The organism is Aureimonas sp. AU20 (genome assembly GCF_001442755.1).
Taxonomy (GTDB): Bacteria; Pseudomonadota; Alphaproteobacteria; order Rhizobiales; family Rhizobiaceae; genus Aureimonas.
Window position 1 is genome coordinate 721,350 of the sequence record NZ_CP006367.1, and the last position, 17,163, is coordinate 738,512.

16 protein-coding genes are annotated in these 17,163 nt (G+C 67.6%); 5 read left to right on the plus strand and 11 right to left on the minus strand.

The features are described 5' to 3' along the window. Window positions 1-10 precede the first annotated feature (10 nt). From mepA to rpmI, 7 genes are all read right to left on the minus strand, one after another. Window positions 11-1,093, minus strand: coding sequence for a penicillin-insensitive murein endopeptidase (gene mepA, locus M673_RS03275; RefSeq protein ID WP_061973545.1), 1,083 nt, complete (start codon window positions 1,091-1,093; stop codon window positions 11-13). A 452-nt stretch (window positions 1,094-1,545) separates the two neighbouring features. Further along, entirely contained in the window at window positions 1,546-2,535 is a 990-nt protein-coding gene (locus M673_RS03280; protein ID WP_061973546.1) for a Gfo/Idh/MocA family protein, read from the minus strand. 58 nt (window positions 2,536-2,593) lie between these two features. Then, a complete protein-coding gene (pheT, locus tag M673_RS03285) occupies window positions 2,594-5,008 on the minus strand; it encodes a phenylalanine--tRNA ligase subunit beta (protein ID WP_061973547.1) in 2,415 nt (804 codons plus the stop codon). 64 nt (window positions 5,009-5,072) lie between these two features. Next, on the minus strand, window positions 5,073-5,489 hold the full coding sequence (locus M673_RS03290) for a hypothetical protein (protein ID WP_061973548.1): 417 nt from the start codon (window positions 5,487-5,489) through the stop codon (window positions 5,073-5,075). Window positions 5,490-5,556: 67 nt separating this feature from the next. Continuing rightward, the gene (pheS, locus tag M673_RS03295; RefSeq protein WP_061973549.1) at window positions 5,557-6,639 is read right to left on the minus strand and encodes a phenylalanine--tRNA ligase subunit alpha; all 1,083 of its coding nucleotides are present in this window, start codon (window positions 6,637-6,639) and stop codon (window positions 5,557-5,559) included. 233 nt (window positions 6,640-6,872) lie between these two features. Continuing rightward, window positions 6,873-7,292: a 50S ribosomal protein L20 gene (rplT, locus tag M673_RS03300; protein WP_061973550.1), complete on the minus strand. Its 420-nt coding sequence runs from the start codon at window positions 7,290-7,292 to the stop codon at window positions 6,873-6,875. Between the two features lie 40 nt (window positions 7,293-7,332). Then, on the minus strand, window positions 7,333-7,533 hold the full coding sequence (gene rpmI, locus M673_RS03305; protein WP_061973551.1) for a 50S ribosomal protein L35: 201 nt from the start codon (window positions 7,531-7,533) through the stop codon (window positions 7,333-7,335). 593 nt (window positions 7,534-8,126) lie between these two features. Between rpmI and M673_RS03310 the strand changes: the two genes are divergently transcribed. Continuing rightward, a complete protein-coding gene (locus M673_RS03310; protein ID WP_061973552.1) occupies window positions 8,127-8,771 on the plus strand; it encodes a hypothetical protein in 645 nt (214 codons plus the stop codon). A gap of 94 nt (window positions 8,772-8,865) precedes the next feature. Here the strand turns inward: M673_RS03310 and M673_RS03315 are convergent, their stop codons facing one another. Continuing rightward, window positions 8,866-11,184: an FdhF/YdeP family oxidoreductase gene (locus M673_RS03315; RefSeq protein WP_061973553.1), complete on the minus strand. Its 2,319-nt coding sequence runs from the start codon at window positions 11,182-11,184 to the stop codon at window positions 8,866-8,868. A 228-nt stretch (window positions 11,185-11,412) separates the two neighbouring features. Further along, complete coding sequence (locus M673_RS03320) at window positions 11,413-11,973, minus strand: L,D-transpeptidase family protein (protein WP_082639142.1); 561 nt, start codon at window positions 11,971-11,973, stop codon at window positions 11,413-11,415. A gap of 79 nt (window positions 11,974-12,052) precedes the next feature. Here M673_RS03320 and M673_RS03325 point away from each other — a divergent pair, with 79 nt between their 5' ends. Next, window positions 12,053-12,736 (plus strand): response regulator transcription factor, encoded by a 684-nt coding sequence (locus M673_RS03325; RefSeq protein ID WP_058636803.1) that lies wholly within the window; start codon window positions 12,053-12,055, stop codon window positions 12,734-12,736. A 215-nt stretch (window positions 12,737-12,951) separates the two neighbouring features. Next, a complete protein-coding gene (locus tag M673_RS03330; protein ID WP_061973555.1) occupies window positions 12,952-13,443 on the plus strand; it encodes a cyclic nucleotide-binding domain-containing protein in 492 nt (163 codons plus the stop codon). Window positions 13,444-13,659: 216 nt separating this feature from the next. Here the strand turns inward: M673_RS03330 and M673_RS03335 are convergent, their stop codons facing one another. Next, on the minus strand, window positions 13,660-14,151 hold the full coding sequence (locus M673_RS03335; protein ID WP_061973556.1) for a DUF2244 domain-containing protein: 492 nt from the start codon (window positions 14,149-14,151) through the stop codon (window positions 13,660-13,662). Window positions 14,152-14,516: 365 nt separating this feature from the next. Here M673_RS03335 and nth point away from each other — a divergent pair, with 365 nt between their 5' ends. Continuing rightward, window positions 14,517-15,239, plus strand: a complete 723-nt coding sequence (nth, locus tag M673_RS03340) for an endonuclease III (RefSeq protein WP_061977633.1) — start codon at window positions 14,517-14,519, stop codon at window positions 15,237-15,239. On the opposite strand, the gene M673_RS03345 is transcribed toward nth, so the two are convergent. Next, entirely contained in the window at window positions 15,169-15,948 is a 780-nt protein-coding gene (locus M673_RS03345; RefSeq protein ID WP_061973557.1) for a sulfate transporter family protein, read from the minus strand. The two genes, nth and M673_RS03345, sit on opposite strands and share 71 nt — an antisense overlap. A 110-nt stretch (window positions 15,949-16,058) precedes the next feature. Here M673_RS03345 and M673_RS03350 point away from each other — a divergent pair, with 110 nt between their 5' ends. Continuing rightward, window positions 16,059-17,057 carry an adenosine kinase gene (locus M673_RS03350; protein ID WP_061973558.1) on the plus strand — a complete coding sequence of 333 codons (999 nt, stop codon included), beginning with the start codon at window positions 16,059-16,061 and terminating at the stop codon, window positions 17,055-17,057. Window positions 17,058-17,163 lie beyond the last annotated feature (106 nt).

Consider the following 17,163-nt stretch of genomic DNA (forward strand, 5'->3'; position numbering starts at 1 on the left):
CCCCGGCGCTTTAGTTCGCCGGGCGGAAGCGGGGCATGGGCAGCGCCTCGGCGGGCTCCGGCGCATAGGCGGGGGCCGTCGCGGCTGCCGGGGGCGCCGGCAGGCGCGGGGCGGCGGGTGGGATGGGGGCGGCGCCCGTGTCGAAATCGTCCGACAAGGCGGCGGCTACCGGCTCGCGGCTCTGCGCGGGCGAGGCGGCCATCACGGCGCCGCCCTTGTCCGGCGCGTTCAGAACCGCGTTGCAGGCCTTGGGCAAGGCCGACATGAAGATCGGAGGCGGCTTCTTGTAGGGCTTGGCGCTCGGCTTGGGCGGGCGCAGCGCCACGTTGAACCAGTAGTCCAGCTTGTCGCAGCCGTCGCCCGTGCCGGTCGGCTCCTGCGGCTGGCAGTTGGGCGAGCCCGGCTGGCAGACGATGCGCACGTGGAAATGATAGTCGTGCCCGTACATCGGGCGCACCTTGTTCAGCCAGACGCGGTCGCGCCCCGCCGTCTTGCAGAGCTGCTCCTTGATGCCGGGATGCACGAAGATGCGCTCCACCTCCGGCTCGCGCGCGGCGGTGCGAATGAGCTTCAGCATCTCGGGGCGCCAGCGCGACAGGTCGATATGGTTGGTGCGCTTGTCGATCACCGAGGGCAGGGGCATCGTGTCGCGCTCGTGCGGGGACAGTCGGCGCGTCGGCATTTCGGTGAGATAGATGTCGGCGTCGAGGCCGATCTGGTGCGAGGCGTGGCCGTCCTTCATCGGGCCGCCGCGCGGCTGCGCCATGTCGCCGAACAGGAGCCCGCGCCAGTTCGCCTCGCGCGCCGCGTCGCCCGACAGGCGCTGCAGGAAGCGGATCATCGTGGGATGGGCGAAGGCGCGGTTGCGCGAGGGCTTCATGACCTGCCAGGTCGGCCCGTCCTTGGGCATTTCCATGCCGCCCGACAGGCAGCCCTTGGAATAGAAGCCGATGCTCTGGGGCGGCCCGGCATTGGGCCGCGCCTCCGCCCCGAACAGCTCCTTGGCGGGGGTCTGGGCTTCGGCCGGGGCGGAAAGGGCCGTAAGCAGCCCGAGCGCGAAGAGCGACAGGCGCGTTCGAGATCCAAGCGTCATCTGATCGTTCCTCCGGGCCGGCGTCGGCCACGCCGCCGGCGGCCAGAGCCAAGCCGGACGGATCGGCCGAAACTATGGCAGGGGGATGGATCGAAGCTTGCCGAGGCGCGCGAGCGCCAATGGAGAGGGACCCGCGACCTCTAGGCGAAACGCCGCAGCCGCGCCGGGTGCCAGCCTCGCGGCGGTGAGAACCGGCGACGCGCCGGCAGGCGGGGAGAGACGAAGCGGTCGCCGTCGATGGCAGGGAGCACAGGCTCCCGCCCGCCAGAGCCCGGCGGTGCCCTGTCTTGAAGCGCCTGACGAAAATCCCGCGGGGTCTGGCTGGCCGACCTTTTGTCGTGGACGTCGTTGCGAATGCTTGGGCCCGCGCCCTCGCATCACTTACGCTTCGCTGCTCTTCCCCGACGAAAATCTCTCGGCGATGCTCCGCCGAGAGATCCTGTTGAGCGCTCTCAGACCGCGACCGTGCCGCCGCCCGAGGCGTCGGAGCGGTAGAGCGCGTCGATCACGCGCTGGTTGCGAATGGAATCCTCCAGAGGGAAGATGTCGTCTCCGCCGCCCGCCACCTTGCGCGCGAAGGCTTCGGCCTGCAGCCGGTACTGATCCGCCCCGCCGAAGCGCGCCGTCTCGGCCCGGCCATGCGAGCGGTCGTGCCAGTGGACGGCGGCCTGGGCGTAGAGCCCGGCGTTGAAGGCGCCATCCACTTCGATGAAACCGTCCGTGCCGTGGAACACCATGGTCTGGCGCGCCGCCATCTGGGTCGAGACGTAGAAGTTCAGGCGGAACTCGGGAAAGTCCACCGAGCAGTCGGCGAACATGTCCGTACCGAAATTCGGGTCGCGCTCGATCGTGGCGCGTGCCGAGACGGCTTCCGTTCCGGTAGCGAGGCGCGTCGTGACCACGGGATAAACGCCGATATCGGGCAGCGCGCCGCCGCCGAGCTCGATCTGGTTGCGCATGTTGGCGGGGTCGACATTGTAGTAGGAGAAGGCGCCCTGCACATGGCGCAGCCGCCCGATGCGCCCGTCCGCGATCCAATCGCGCACCAAGGCCCATTGCGGGTGATGGCGCACCATGAAGGCCTCCGCCACCTCGACGCCGGCCCGGTCTCGCGCCGCGATCAGCGGCTCGATGTCGCTGGCCTTCAGCGCCAGCGGCTTTTCCACCAGGACATGCTTGCCGGCCTCGATCGCGCGGTGCGCCCATTCCACATGCTGACTGGTCGGCAGCGGGATATAGACCGCGTCCACCTCCGGGCTCTCGAGCAGCGCCTCGTAGGAGCCGAAGGCGTGGCGCGCGCCGAAATGCTCGGCCAGCGCCTGAGCGCGGCCGAGATCGCGGCTGGCGATGGCAGACAGGACGCAGCCTTCCGCCTTCACGATCCCCGGAATGACCTGCTCGCGGGCAATCTTAGCGCCCGACAGGATGCCCCAACGCAGCATGGCTTCGTCTCCCAATGAAAAGGCGAAGGCCCGCGCGGGGCGGGCCTTCGAAGAGGTGTCAGCCGCGCAGCGTGCCGCCGGTGGCTTTCGCGACGGCAGCGACGATCTTGCCCGACACGGCTTCCAGATCCTCGTCGGTCAGCGTGCGCTCGGCCGGCTTCAGCGTCACTTCGATGGCGATGGACTTCCGGCCCTCGCCCAGCGCCGCGCCTTCGAAAATGTCGAAGACACGCACCTCGCCGACCAGCTTCTTGTCCGCGCCCTCGGCGGCGCGCACCAGCTTGATCGCCTCCACCTCGGAGGGGACGACGAAGGCGAAGTCGCGCCGCACCGGCTGGAAGTTGGAAAGCTGCAGCACCGGCTTGGTGCGCGTCGGCTTGCGCTTGGGCTCGGGCGCTTCGTCCAGGAAGACCTCGAAGCCGGCATAGGTGCCCGCGAGGTCGAGGCTCTTCAGGACGCGCGGATGGAACTCGCCGAACTCGGCCAGAACCGTCTTCGGTCCCATCTTGATGCGGCCCGAGCGGCCGGGATGATACCAGGCGCTGGCCGGCGTCTCGAACTGGAGCCGGTCCGCCGGCACGCCGATCGCCTCCAGTGCGGTGATCGCATCGGCCTTGGCGTCGAACACGCCGACCGGGGCGGCATGGCCGCTCCAGTCGCGCCCCGCGCCGGCATGGCCCGCAGTGCCGCGCCGGATGCCGCCCGCAACGCGCCGCTGCCCGTCCGGCTCGACCGAGCGATAGATCGCGCCGACCTCGAACAGGGCCGTGTCGGCAAAACCGCGCTGGGCGTTGCGCTGCGCGGCCTGAAGAAGGTTCGGCAGGAGCGAGGGCCGCATGTCGGAGAGATCGGCCGCGATCGGATTTTCCAGCTTCAGCGCCGGCTGGCCGCCGCCGAAGGCCTCCGCCGCCGGGGCGGAAAGGAAGGAATAGGTGACGGCCTCGGCAAGGCCGCGCGCGGCCAGGGTGCGGCGCGCGGCGCGGTCGCGCAACTGCGCCTGGGTGAGGATGCGCGTGTTGACGCCCGACAGGCGCGGCAGCGGCTGCGGCTCGATATGGTCGACGCCGACGAGGCGCATGACCTCTTCCACGAGATCGGCCTTGCCCTCGATGTCCGGCCGCCAGGAGGGCGCTGTGACCTCGGCGCCGTCGCCCTGACGCTCGACCTGGAAGCCCAGCGTTTCCAGAATATCGACCTGCCGCTCGGGCGAGACGTCGAGCCCGGTCAGGCGCTTCACCTCGGTGAAGGGCAGGGCGATGCGCGCCATTTCCACCGGCTGCATGGCCTCCACCACGCGCTGGGAGGGCGTGCCGCCGCACAGATCGAGGATCATCTTCGTCGCGAGGTCGAGGCCGGCTTCCGTGAAGGCCGGGTCGACGCCGCGCTCGAACCGGTAGCGCGCGTCAGTGATGATGCCGAGCGTGCGGCCCGTGCGGGCGATCGCCAGCGGCTCCCAGAGTGCCGATTCCAACAACACGTCCGTCGTCGTCTCGTCGCAGCCGGAGTGCTCGCCGCCCATGATGCCGGCAATCGATTCCGGCCCCTTGTCGTCGGCGATGATGCAGGTGCCGGCGGGCAGCTTGTGCGTGCGCCCGTCGAGGCCGAGGATTTCTTCGCCCTCGACTGCCGCGCGCACGGTGAGCGCGCCTGCCACCTTCTTGGCGTCGAAGACGTGGAGCGGCCGGCCCCGGTCGAAGGTGACGTAGTTTGTGATGTCCACCAGCGTGTTGATCGGGCGCAGGCCGATGGCGCGAAGGCGCTTCTGCATCCAGTCCGGCGAAGGGCCGTTGGTGACGCCCGAGACGAGGCGGAGCGCGAAGCCCCTGCAGACCGGGCTCTCGATCTTGAGCGCCACCGGGCACGCGCCCTCGCCCTCGATGCGGGCGACAGTCGGCGTCTTCAGCGTGCCGAGGCCCGAGGCGGCGAGATCGCGCGCGATGCCGGCGACGCCTGTCGCGTCCGGCCGGTTCGGCGTCAGGTTGATCTCGATCACGGGGTCGGCGATGCCGGCATAGTCGGCGAACGCCGTGCCGACCGGCGCGCCCTCGGGCAGCTCGATGATGCCGTTGTGCTCTTCCGACAGTTCCAGCTCGCGCTCCGAGCACATCATGCCGAAGCTCTCGACGCCGCGAATCTTGCCGACGCCGAGCGTCACGTCGAGGCCCGGCACATAGGCGCCGGGCAGGCCGAGAACGCCAATGAGCCCCGCGCGCGCATTGGGCGCGCCGCAGACAACCTGCAGCGGCTTGCCTTCGTTGACGCCGGGGCCGGCATCGACGGTGAGAACCTGCAGCTTGTCGGCGTCGGGGTGGCGCTTGGCGTCGATGACGCGGGCGATGGTGAAGGGACGCAGCGCCGCCTTGGTGTCGAGGCTTTCCACCTCGAGGCCGATCGAGGTGAGGCGCTCGGCGATCTCCTCCAGCGTGGCGTCGGTGTCGAGATGGTCCTTCAGCCAGGACAGGGTGAACTTCATGACGGGCCTAACGGAATTGGGAACTGCGGCGGGAAAATGCGGCGAAGAGGGGGGGTGGCGAAGGTCAGGTCCGGTCCGCCGCGTCGGCGGCGGCGCGGCGCACGAGGCCGCTGGCATGCACGAAGCGGTAGACCGACAGGGCGACGAGGGCGAAGACGAGTTCCAGCGTCACCAGCGTTCCGAACGTGTCGGTCCGGTCGAAGGCGAAGCGCACGATCACGACCGGCAGCGCGACGCCGACGGCGAGCGACAGGAGCGTCGCCGGTGTGCCCGGCAGCTTGGCGTAGAACAGCGCGAAGAGCGCCACCGTGACAATGCCGAGGATGTAGAAGCCCGGTGAGGCGGCGATGGCGGCAAAGCCCACCGACAGGAAGAGCCAGCCGAACAGGGCGGTGGCGAGCGTGCCGATCACGGCGCCGGCGAGGACCGAGATCGTCTCCACCACGGCGAAGCGGGCGGTGTCTGCGGCAGTTCCGGCCATGGCATCCTGTCCTCGTCGGGTTGAAGCGTCTTCGGGGCGAGTGCGATTGACCCGCCCCCGTCAGAACTCAGCTGCTGAGCCCGCCGAACAAGGTCGGCAGATCGAGCGGGCGAAAACCGTAATGCTCGATCCAGCGCGAGTCGGCGTCGAAGAAGGCGCGAAGGTCCGGCATGCCGTATTTCAGCATGGCGATGCGATCGATGCCCATGCCCCAGGCGAAGCCCTGGTACTCGTCGGGGTCCAGCCCGACGCCGCGCAGGACGTTGGGGTGGACCATGCCGCAGCCCAGGATCTCCATCCAGTCCGTGCCCTCGCCGAAGCGCACCTCGGAGCCGGAGCGGTCGCACTGGATGTCGACTTCCATGGAGGGCTCCGTGAAGGGGAAGAAGCTCGGCCGGAAGCGCATCTTCAGCGAGGGCACCTCGAAGAAGCTCTTGCAGAACTCGGTCAGCACCCACTTCATGTTGGCGATATTGGCCGTCTTGTCGATGACCAGCCCTTCCACCTGATGGAACATGGGCGTGTGGGTGGCGTCCGAGTCCTGCCGGTAGGTCTTGCCGGGAATGACGATGCGGATCGGCGGCTTCTGGTTCTCCATGGTGCGCACCTGCACGGGCGAGGTGTGCGTGCGCAGCAGGCGGCGTTCGCCGCCGTCCGGCGCCTGGAGAAAGAACGTGTCGTGCATCTCGCGCGCCGGGTGGCCTTCGGGGAAGTTCAGCGCGGTGAAATTGTAGTGGTCGGTCTCGATGTCCGGCCCTTCGGCAATCGAGAAACCCATGTCGGCGAAGATCGCGGTGATCTCGTCCACGACCTGGCTGATCGGGTGGACGCGGCCGCGCGAGACGGGGCTGGGGCGCACGGGCAGCGTCACGTCCAGCCGCTCGGCGGCGAGGCGCGCGGAGATCGCGGCGTCGGCCAGCGCTTCGCGCTTTTCCGTCAGCCGCGTCTGGACGCGGTCGCGCAGGCCGTTCAGCAGCGGGCCCTGGTCGCGGCGCTCCTCGGGGCTCATCTTGCCGAGCCCCTTCAGAAGCTCGGAAATCTCGCCCTTCTTGCCAAGGGCTGCGAGCCGCACGGCTTCCAGCGCGGCCTCGTCGGAGGCGGCGTCGATGTCCTCGCCGAAGCGCCGTTCGAGCTTGTCGAGATCCGTCACGGCCGGTGAACTCCTTGAGGCATGAGCCGGGCACTGCTGAAGCGCGCCGGGGCAGGGGATGGCGCCGTAGGGGGCGCGAAGGCGATTTGGAGCCGCCTTCCTAGAGTGTGTCGGGCGGTGGAAGCAAGCCTTGGCGGCAAAAGCCGCCAGGCGCCTGCCGCAAAACGGCAAAAGGCCCGCGCGGAGCGATCCAGCGCGGGCCTTTTGGGAAGCTCAGCGAGGCTGGCCTGGAATCAGGCGGCCTGCTTCTCGCCGACGGCCCGCTCGTAGGCGTTCGGGAACTGGCCGTCCTTGATGTAGGCGAGCGCGGTCTTGGCCTGCTCGACCAGGGCCGTGAAGGCCTCGGGCTCGTGAATGGCGATGTCCGACAGGACCTTGCGGTCGACTTCGATCCCGGCCTTGTTCAGACCGTCGATGAAGCGCGCGTAGGTCAGGCCGTGCTCGCGCACGCCGGCGTTGATGCGCTGGATCCACAGGGCGCGGAAGTTGCGCTTCTTGGCGCGACGATCGCGCGTGGCGAACTGCTTGGAACGGTCCACCGCAGCCTTGGCGGCGCGGATCGTGTTCTTGCGACGGCCGTAGAAGCCCTTGGCGGCCTTCAGGACCTTCTTATGCTTGGCGTGGGACGTAACGCCCCGCTTGACGCGTGCCATGATCTATCTCCTTAAAAAATCAGTAAGCCTTGGAAACCGCTTAGCGGTTGTAGGGCATGTAGACTTTGACGATCTTGGCATCCGCTTCGGACAGGATCATCGTCCCGCGAGCGTTGCGGATGAAGTCGTTGGAGCGCTTGATCATGCCATGGCGCTTGCCGGCGGCACCCGCCTTGACCTTGCCCGAGGCGGTCATGCGGAACCGCTTCTTGGCGGCCGACTTGGTCTTCATCTTGGGCATTTTGCTCTCCTGGGTGTAGGACCGCGAAAAAGCCGGCATCCGGCCCCGGGAAGGGCCGCGCCAGCCACGCATCGAAGGGTTTCGAAGGTCGCGTCAGCATTCGAACAGGCACGGCATGCCCTGCCGGCCAGTTCATACGAACGGGCGGCTTATAGAGGCTGGCCGCCAACGATGCAACCACCTTTCGTCGGCCCGTCAGCTTCCCCCTTTGCGCCGAGGCGGGACGTCACCCATGAAAAAATGGCCATGGAGTCTCGCCATCAACCTTTGAGTCTCATAAGCCCACCCGTGCTCGTTGTGTGCCTAAGCGAAACATGGAACTTTTCTGCTTTATGAGAGTCAGTACGCCATCACCCATCGAGCAAGAGTTGTGTCTTGAACGCTTGTTCGACGTCGTGAGCCAAGCGTCCTATGATTCACGGGCGTGGAGCGGTCTGGTTCAGGCTCTTGCCGACGAATTGACGCCCGGTGGCTGCGAAATTGCATTCCACCCTCGGCACGGCCGCAGCCCTCAGATTCGGTTGAACGTCCTCAGCGCCGTATCCGGGTCTTCCACGACATCTCAGTCTGGTCGAAATGCGCGCCGCCCGGCCTTGCTGACGTTGGGCGAAGCGCCGAACGGCGTCTGGCGCATCGAGCTTTGGTCCAATGCGGAGTCGGACGGGGGCGGGCGCGACAGGGCGAAGGCGCTTCTAAGTCTTCTCGGCGCCTCGCTGTGTCAGGCCTTTCAGCTTTCGCTGGCCCTGCGGGCGGGCATGCAGCCCGCCAAGGCCATGTTGTGCGACCTGTGGGACCCGCTGCCCTTCGGCGTCATGCTCGTGGAGCCCTCGCTCCGTCTTCTCTTCGCCAACACGGCGGCGGAGGATTTCCTCCACACGGCCGCCCTGTTCCGTCCCGCCGGGATCGAGGGCTTCGTGCGGCCGGCGCGGCGCGAGAACTTCGCGGCGCTGACGCAGGCCTGCGAGATGGTGCTGGATGGCGCCGGAGACCGCGCGAGCTTTCCCATGCTGGACTATCGCGAACGCGGCTTTGGCGACGTCACCGTCTTCGCGCCGCCGTCCGGCCTGTTCGGCTGGTCCGGGCCCCGCGTGCAGGACGTTGCCCCGTCCCGGCTGGTGGTCACGTTGAGCCCGTTCGAAGCCTGCCCGGCAAGAGCGGATGAGGATGAGGCGAGCGTGACGAGCGGTGCCTCCTCCGCTTCCAAAGACGCTATGAGCGCGTCCAGCAACGGGGCCTGAGCTCAGGCCGCGCGGCGCTCTTCGAGTATCCAGTTCTTCGATCCGAGCGGATCGGCAAGCCCGGCGCTTTTGGCCGGGCTCGTTGATCGAAGCTTCAACCGGCCGCGGCGCTGCGCGTGATGCGCACGGGCACCGATTTGGCGGCCGGCACATGCGCCGTCTTCTCATGGTGCCAGAGCGGGATCAGCTTGTTCAACTCGGGATAGTAGCCTCCCACATCGCCCTTCGGCAGCTTGAACGAGTGGACGCGCAAGGCCTCCACGCGCCGCTCCACGCCGTCGTCGGCATGGGTTTCGAGATCGATCAGGTCCTGGTCCTTCAGGCCGAGGCGCGCCATGTCGTCCTTGTTCATCAGAAGCACCATGCGCGAGCCGGAAATGCCGCGCAGCCGGTCGTCATAACCGTAAATCGTGGTGTTGAACTGGTCGTTGGAGCGTAGCGTCATCAGCTTGAACACGTCGCGGCCCTCGACGTCGATGTCGGGATCGGTGTCGAATCCGTCCGGCACGATGAAATTGGCCTTGCCGGTCTTGGTCTTCCAGATGCGCTTGCAGGCCGGCAGGTCGCGGTGGAAGCCGCCCGGCTGGAGAAAGCGCTCGTTGAAGTTCTTGAAGTCGTTGGGATAGGCGCGTTCGATCTCGTCGCGGACGCGGGAATAGTCGGCCACCCAGTCGTCCCACGGGATGGTGGAGCGGCCGGGCACGGTGGCCTTGGCGAGCTCGGCCACGATCTTGGGCTCGGACAGGAGCTCGGGCGAAGCCGGCGGGCGCCAGCCCTTGGAGCCGTGAATGCAGGCGGTGGAATCCTCGATCGACACGGTCTGGTCGCCGGTCGCCTGCGTGTCGCGCTCGATGCGCCCGAGGCACGGCAGGATATAGGTGACCGCCCCCGGCAGGAGATGGTTGCGGTTGAGCTTGGTCGACACCTGCACGTGAAGCCGCAGGTTGCGCCAAGCCTTCTCGATCAGACCCGTTTCCGGCACGGCGCGCGAGAAATTGCCGCCGAAGCCGATAAAGGCCTTCACCGACCCGTCGATGATGCCCTCGCAGGCCTCCACGGTCGCCTTGCCCTTTTCGCGCGGCGGCTCGAACCCGTAGAATTCCTTGAACTTGTCGAGCGGGGCGAGTTCCGGCTTTTCGGTGATGCCGACCGTGCGCTGCCCCTGCACGTTGGAATGACCGCGAATGGGCGAGATGCCGGCGCCCGGCTTGCCGATATTACCGCGCATGAGCAGGAGGTTCACCAGCATCTGCACGTTCTGCACGCCATGCCGATGCTGCGTCAGGCCCATGCCGTAATGCGCGATCACCGCGTTGGAGCGGGCATAGACGCGCCCGACCTCCTCCAGATCCTCGCGCCCGAGGCCCGAGCAGCGCTCGATCTCGCTCCAGTCGGACGCTCTGACATAGGCTTCGAACTCCTCGAACCCATGACCGTGCTCGGCGATGAAGTCCACGTCGAGAACGCGCGGCGCGCCCGTATCCTTGGCCGCGTCGTCCAGCGCCAGCACGGCCTTGGCGATGCCGGTCATGGCGGCGATGTCGCCGCCGCAGCGCAGCTGGAAATATTCCGTCGACATCTTGGTCCCCTCGTCGGGGGACAGCATCTCGCTCGGCGCCTGCGGGTTCTTGAAGCGAACGAGGCCGCGCTCCTCCACGGGGTTGAACGTGTAGACCGGCACGCCGCGCTTGCGCGCCTCCTGCAGCGGGTGCAGCAGGCGCGGCGCGTTGGTGCCGGTGTTGTGCCCGAAGAAGAGCATCATGTCGGACTTGGCGAAGTCCTCGTACTGGATCGTGCCGACCGGCGAGCCGATCGACAGCGGCAGGCCGACCGAGGTCGACTCGTGGCACATGTTCGAGGAATCGGGCAGGTTCTGCGAGCCGTAGACCCGGGCGAAGAGCTGGTACATGTAGCTCGCCTCGAGCGAGGCGCGGCCGGAGGCGTAGAAGATCACGGATTTGGGATCGAGCCGGTTCAACTCCGCGCCGATCTCGCGAAAGGCGCTTTCCCAGGTGACGGGCACATATTGATCGAGCGAGGCATCGTAGCGCATGGGCGAGGTCAGACGCCCGTGCTTCTCCAGGTCGTGGTCCGTCCAGTTCAGGAGTTCGCTGACCCGGTGGCGCGAGAAGAAGTCGCGATCGGTGCGCTTCTTGGTCTGCTCCCAGATCGTCGCCTTGGCGCCGTTCTCGCAGAATTCGAAAGCGTGGCTGTCGGCGGGCTTGGCCCAGGAGCAGGACACGCACATGAAGCCGTCCGGTTTGTTCTGCTTGAACAGCGTGTTCCAGATGGTCGAGACCGCGAGCCCCTCTGCCACGCTTTTCTCGGCCAGCGACTTGACCGAGCCCCAGCCCCCCGTCGGGTCGTCATAGGGCTCCACCACCGGACGAGGTTGTTGTTCGCTGCGGTCCATGGCTCTTCTCCTGACGACGGACTAAAGACTGTTCGACAATCCGGCTGCGGAGGACCGTCGGGTGATTTTTCATGCGTTCGCGAGGCGCCAAACGCAGTCGATGCCGGGGCATCGGCGAGGATTGGCAACGAAGCGACGGCGGAAAAGCACCGACGGGGTGACCCGATCGGGTTGTCGAACAGTCTCTCGACTTAGAAAAGCTCCAAGCCGCGTCCGAGGTTCCCGCCCTCAACGTCGCACGATGAGCCGCAGTCCGGTTCTGAGATGTGGGGCCAGCCGATCGAGATCGCGGCGCGAGAGGGCGACGCAGCCTTCTGTCGGCGCGTAGCCCGGCCGCGCGACATGCAGAAAGATCGCGCTGCCGAGCCCGCGCCTGCGGTGCCTCACGTTCCAGTCCAGAACCACGACGCCATCGTAAAGCCGGTCGTCCCGGAGCAGCCGCTCGGCGCTGGCGGGAAAGGGCAGGCGAACGGGCCGATTGTAGCAGCCATGCTCCGGCGCGTCGCACCAGCCGGACCGGCGGCCGGGTGTCCGCGTCGGCAGCGCGAAGCGCGGGGCGCCGCGCCTGCCCGGCCGGCCGTAGGCCCAGAGCAGCGCCATGCTCGCCAGCGGCGTCGCGCCATCGCCCTCCCGCTTGAAACTGGAGACGCCGCCCTTGCCGAGCGCGCAGCGAAGGCGCAGCGGCCCGAACTGCAAAACCCCCTTGCGCAGGTCCAAAGCGCTGGCGCGAACGCTGATTTCGGCGGTTTTCGACGCTTTCCTGCGGGTTTGGACTGGAAAAAACGACATCGCGCTCACAAATTGTTTCAAACGGAACGTCGCAAACTATGGCAATCCATTCGCATCGTCATCTGCACAGGACCCCTTCATGAGCGCACGCAGCATTCTGATCGTGGACGACGACGACGATCTCCGCACCACGCTGGTCGACCAGCTATCCCTGCACGAGGAATTCCTCGTTTCGCAGGAGAACAATGCCACGAAGGGGATCAACGCGGCGCGCGGCGGGCTGACCGATCTCGTCATCATGGACGTGGGCCTGCCCGACATGGACGGGCGCGAGGCCGTGCGCGTGTTGCGCAAGTCCGGTTTCAAGGCGCCGATCATCATCCTGACCGGGCAGGACGCCGACGCCGACACGATCCTCGGCCTCGAGGCGGGCGCCAACGACTACGTCACCAAGCCCTTCCGCTTCGCCGTGCTTCTGGCGCGCATCCGCGCCCAACTTCGCCAGCACGAGCAGTCCGAGGACGCGACCTTCCAGGTCGGCCCCTATGTCTTCAAGCCGAGCCAGAAGGTTCTGGTGGACGACAAGGGCGGCAAGATCCGCCTGACCGAGAAGGAAACGGCGATCATCCGCTATCTCTATCGCGCCGACCGCCGCGTGGTAACGCGCGACGTTCTGCTCGAAGAGGTCTGGGGCTACAATTCCGGCGTCACCACTCACACGCTGGAAACGCATGTCTACCGCCTGCGCCAGAAGATCGAGCCCGAACCTTCCAACGCAAGGCTGATCGTCACGGAGTCGGGCGGCTACAAGCTGATGCCCTGACGCCGGCCTTCGCGCCGCTATCTGTGGCGTTAAGGAAACGCCGGGCCCGGCTTCGACGCCTGGAGGCCCCGGCCTGCGCGTCGGGGGCTTTCGTCCCGGCCGGTTTCTTGCCATGTCGGAAGGAGGTGCGACGGGCCCGATGGTCCGTTGCCCATCCATCCCGAAGACCCGCGCGCGCGACACCCGCGCGCCGCAGGAGAAACGAACCGCGTGGCATGAGCCTGGAAAGCGACATGGAGGTTCTCGGCGAGGTGCCCCTGTTTCAGGAGCTCTCGCGCGACCAACTCCGCCTTCTGGCCTTCGGCGCCGAGCACCGCGCCCTGCGCGCGGGCGAGATTCTGTTTCGCGCCGAAGCGCGGGCCGACGCCGGCTTCGTGGTCGCCTCGGGCGAGGTGCATCTGGTGGAAGGCGAGGGCGAGGAGCGCCGCATCGCCATGACCGTTGGCCGGGGCACGCTGCTCGGCGAAATGGCGCTCATGGCCGACACGCGCCGCCCCTCCTCGGCGGTCACCGCCACCGATTGCGACTTCATCCGCATCTCGCGTCCGCTGTTCCGCCGCATGCTGCAGGAATATCCCGAGATCGCCGTCATCCTGCACCAGCGCATTCGCGACGACTTCCTCGCCATGGCCCACCGCATTCTCGAACTCAACGACGTGTTCGACTACGACGAAGACGACGACACGCCGGCTGGTCCGCGCGAGTGAGGGCAGGGGACGCCGTCCCCTGCACCCTTGCCAGGGGCCGAGGCCCCTGAACCCCCGCCAGGGGCCGAGGCCCCTGAACCCCATTTCCTTTTGAGCCTATGTTCGAACTTGGGGAGGGCCCGTGGCCCTCCCCAAGTTCGAAAAGACGTTCCAAAAGAAAGGAAGGGTTCGGGAACTCGTTCCCGAGCGGGGTCCGGGGCGGCAGCCCCACCACCCTCAACCTCGCTTGGCGTCCGCCAGCGCGCGGGCGAAGGCCTTGGCGAAGCTGTCGCGATCGTCGGGGTTGAGGAAGGCGCCGAGTTCGGTGGCGCGGCCTTCGCCGGTGACGCTCATGTGGGTGACGCCGAATTCGGGGTGGCGGCGCACGAGGAAGCGCGCCCAGCCGGGATTGTAATGGGCCTCGCGCACGGCGCCGCGCGGCGAGATCTTGCGGATCGAAAGGTCGGTGCGCGAGACGGAGACTTCCTCGCGGGCCTGGGCGGAGCGGAACGAGGCGCGCAGCGCGAACCAGAGCAACGCCACGTCGAGGCCGAAGAAGCCGACGATGGGCCAGGCGCCGTTCAAGACGAAGGCGAGGCCGGATACGAGGCTGGCCCCGCCGAAGAGCGCCATGGTGACGTGGAAGCCGCGCCGCCCGAGCGAGCGATAGGGCGTCAGCAGCGCCTCGAAGAGGGGCGTGTCGGCTGGGCTCCGTTCGGCTGTGCTCATCCGCCCTTGCCTCCCAGGCTGGATTCGTTCCAAGAAAAAGCGATCCGGGCGCTGGGGCTCCCTGTCCGCCCGCCCCGTTCCGAAGGCCGAGCATGGCAGACAAAGACGCCTCCCCGAAAGCCCCCGCGCGTAAGTCGAAGGCCACCGCGACGAAACCACGCGCAGCCAAGGCCGCCAAGGATGGCGCGTCGGCCTCGGAGGGAACGGACCGCAAGCCAGCGGCGCCGAAGGCTGGCAAGGCCCCCAAGGCGTCTGCCCGACCCACTGCCAAGCCGAGTGCCAAGGCTGGCACCAAGGCCGCTGCCAAGTCCGGGGCGACGGTCGCACGTGCGACGAAGAGGAAGGCCGCGGAGAGCCATCCCGCCATTCCCTATTCGGCCGAGGAGATCGCCGAAATCTTCCGCCGCTTTGCCGTTCAGCGGCCTCACCCGACCTCGGAACTGGAGCATGTCAACACGTTCACCCTTCTGGTGGCCGTGGTGCTCTCGGCGCAGATGACCGACGCGGGGGTGAACCGGGCGACGCGCGGCCTCTTCGCTCGGGCCTCGACGCCCGAAGCCATGGCGGCTCTCGGCGAGGACGAGATCCGCGAGGCGATCAAGACGATCGGCTTCTTCCGCACCAAGGCCAAGAACGTCCAGCGCCTGTCGGAAATGCTGCGCGACGAGCATGGCGGCGAGGTGCCGCGCTCGCGCGAGGCGCTGGAAGGGCTGCCGGGCGTCGGCCGCAAGACGGCCAACGTCATCATGAACACGGCCTTCGGCGAGGAAACGCTGGCGGTCGACACGCATATCCTACGCATCGGCAACCGGCTGAAGATCGCCCCCGGCAAGACGCCCGAGGCGGTGGAGGAAGGCTTCCTCAAGATCATTCCCGAGGGCTTCCTGCGCCATGCCCATCACTGGCTGATCCTGCACGGGCGCTTCGTCTGCAAGGCGCGCAAGCCCGACTGCGAGCACTGCGTCATCGCCGATCTCTGCAAGGCCGACGAGAAATGGTGCGACCAGCCGGCCCCGCTCATCGCGCTGCCGGATGCTCCTCCCGGGCCGCAACCCTTGCCTCCCGGGGCAACGCGCCCAGGCGGGTGAACTCGGGCGAGGTTTCCCGCTGCGAGATGCGCTGGTGCAGATGCACCATGGTCGCCGCCGCGAAGAGCGGCGTCAGAAGATTGAGGATCGGGATCGACAGGAAGGCGGCGAGCACGAGGCCGGCGAGGAAGATCGTCAGCCCGTGCCGGTTGCGCAGCGCTCGCGCTTCCTCCTCCGAGCGATAGCGCAGCGCCGCGAACTCGAAATATTCTCGCCCGAGCAGATAGCCGTTCACCACGAAGAAGGCGCCGAAATTCACCACCGGCACCAGAAGCAGCGTGAAGGCGAGGAGATTGCCGAGGATCACCACGCCGAAGAACTTCAGCGACAGGACCACGCTGCGCCCGAGCGGCAGGGCGCGGCCGACCGGCATGCCGGGATATTGATCCCGCTCCACCACCTCGGCCACGTCGTCCAGAAACAGGCCCGCGATCACCGCGCTCACCGGCGCGATCAGGAACGCGAGCAGCACCGCCAGCAGAAGCCCCGCCGCCCAGCCGGCGAAACTCTCGGCATTGTCCACCCAGGCCGGCATGTCGGGCGCGAAATGCGCGAAAAAGGGGATCGCCACCGTCTGAAACAGCCAGCGCACGGCGAACCAGAGTGCGACCAGCACCACGGCCGTCAGCCCGAGGGATTTCCAGAACACGGCGCGAAACGGGGGCGAGAACACGTCCCGGATCGCAAGAAAGGCGGCACGAAGAATCATCGAAAGGCTCCGGCATTGGCGCAGCGTCAAGATGGGATGGCCTCCGCCTCGCGGCAATGCGATAAGGGCGCTCCGCTCTCCTTTCGGCCCCTCCCACGAAGAAACCCGCCATGTCCCGTTTCGACCTCCTGACGATCGGCAATGCCATCGTCGACATCCTCTCGCGCACCGACGACGCCTTCCTGCGCGAGGCGGGGATCGAAAAAGGGGCCATGACTCTGGTCGACACGGCCCGCGCCCTCGACATCTACGGCCGCATGGGCACGGCCATCGAAATGTCGGGCGGCAGCGCCGCCAACACGGCCGCCGGCCTCGTCTCGCTCGGTGGACGCGGCGCCTATTTCGGCAAGGTCTCGGACGACCAGCTCGGCACGATCTTCGCCCACGACATCCAGGCGCTCGGCGTCCACTACCAGACCCGGCCGCTCGCCGGCGATCCGCCCACCGCCCGCTGCATGATCCTCGTCACGCCCGACGGCGAGCGTTCCATGAACACCTATCTCGGCGCCTGCGTCGAGCTCGGGCCCGAGGACATCGAGGAATCCGTCGTCGCCGACAGTCTCGTCACCTATTTCGAAGGCTATCTCTGGGACCCGCCGCGCGCCAAGGACGCCATTCTCCAAGCCGCCGCCATCGCCCATCGCAACGGACGCGAGATGGCCATGACTTTGTCCGATTCCTTCTGCGTCCATCGCTACCGCGCCGAGTTCCTCGACCTCATGCGCTCCGGCACGGTCGACATCGTCTTCGCCAACGAGTCCGAAGCCCTCGCGCTCTACGAGACCGAGGATCTCGACGACGCGCTCGCCCGCATCGGTGCCGACACCAAGCGCCTCGCCATCGTCACCCGCGGGCCGGACGGCTGCGTCGTGATCGAGGGCGGCCAGGCCACGGCCTATCCCGCCACCGCCGTCGATACGTTGGTCGACACGACCGGCGCCGGCGACCTCTTCGCCAGCGGCTTCCTGCGCGGCTACACCGCCGGCCTCGGCCACGAAAAGAGCGCCGCCCTCGGTGCCCTCGCCGCCGGCCACATCATCACCCAGATCGGCCCCCGCCCCCAGACGCCCCTGATCGATCTGCCCGGCGCACGGGCGCTGTTGGGCTGAGGGGAGAGGCAGGGGACGGCCGTCCCCTGCACCCCTGCCAGGGGCCGAGGCCCCTGGACCCCGTTTCCTTTCGAGCTGATGTCCGACCCCAGGGAGGGCCGCTGGC

What these genes read in the sequence shown, in the direction of transcription:
- mepA (WP_061973545.1), bottom strand. Translation starts at nt 1,093, where the DNA reads ATGACGCTTGGATCTCGAACGCGCCTGTCGCTCTTCGCGCTCGGGCTG.
- M673_RS03280 (WP_061973546.1), bottom strand. Translation starts at nt 2,535, where the DNA reads ATGCTGCGTTGGGGCATCCTGTCGGGCGCTAAGATTGCCCGCGAGCAG.
- pheT (WP_061973547.1), bottom strand. Translation starts at nt 5,008, where the DNA reads ATGAAGTTCACCCTGTCCTGGCTGAAGGACCATCTCGACACCGACGCC.
- M673_RS03290 (WP_061973548.1), bottom strand. Translation starts at nt 5,489, where the DNA reads ATGGCCGGAACTGCCGCAGACACCGCCCGCTTCGCCGTGGTGGAGACG.
- rplT (WP_061973550.1), bottom strand. Translation starts at nt 7,292, where the DNA reads ATGGCACGCGTCAAGCGGGGCGTTACGTCCCACGCCAAGCATAAGAAG.
- rpmI (WP_061973551.1), bottom strand. Translation starts at nt 7,533, where the DNA reads ATGCCCAAGATGAAGACCAAGTCGGCCGCCAAGAAGCGGTTCCGCATG.
- M673_RS03315 (WP_061973553.1), bottom strand. Translation starts at nt 11,184, where the DNA reads ATGGACCGCAGCGAACAACAACCTCGTCCGGTGGTGGAGCCCTATGAC.
- M673_RS03320 (WP_082639142.1), bottom strand. Translation starts at nt 11,973, where the DNA reads ATGTCGTTTTTTCCAGTCCAAACCCGCAGGAAAGCGTCGAAAACCGCC.
- M673_RS03325 (WP_058636803.1), top strand. Translation starts at nt 12,053, where the DNA reads ATGAGCGCACGCAGCATTCTGATCGTGGACGACGACGACGATCTCCGC.
- M673_RS03330 (WP_061973555.1), top strand. Translation starts at nt 12,952, where the DNA reads ATGAGCCTGGAAAGCGACATGGAGGTTCTCGGCGAGGTGCCCCTGTTT.
- M673_RS03335 (WP_061973556.1), bottom strand. Translation starts at nt 14,151, where the DNA reads ATGAGCACAGCCGAACGGAGCCCAGCCGACACGCCCCTCTTCGAGGCG.
- M673_RS03345 (WP_061973557.1), bottom strand. Translation starts at nt 15,948, where the DNA reads ATGATTCTTCGTGCCGCCTTTCTTGCGATCCGGGACGTGTTCTCGCCC.
- M673_RS03350 (WP_061973558.1), top strand. Translation starts at nt 16,059, where the DNA reads ATGTCCCGTTTCGACCTCCTGACGATCGGCAATGCCATCGTCGACATC.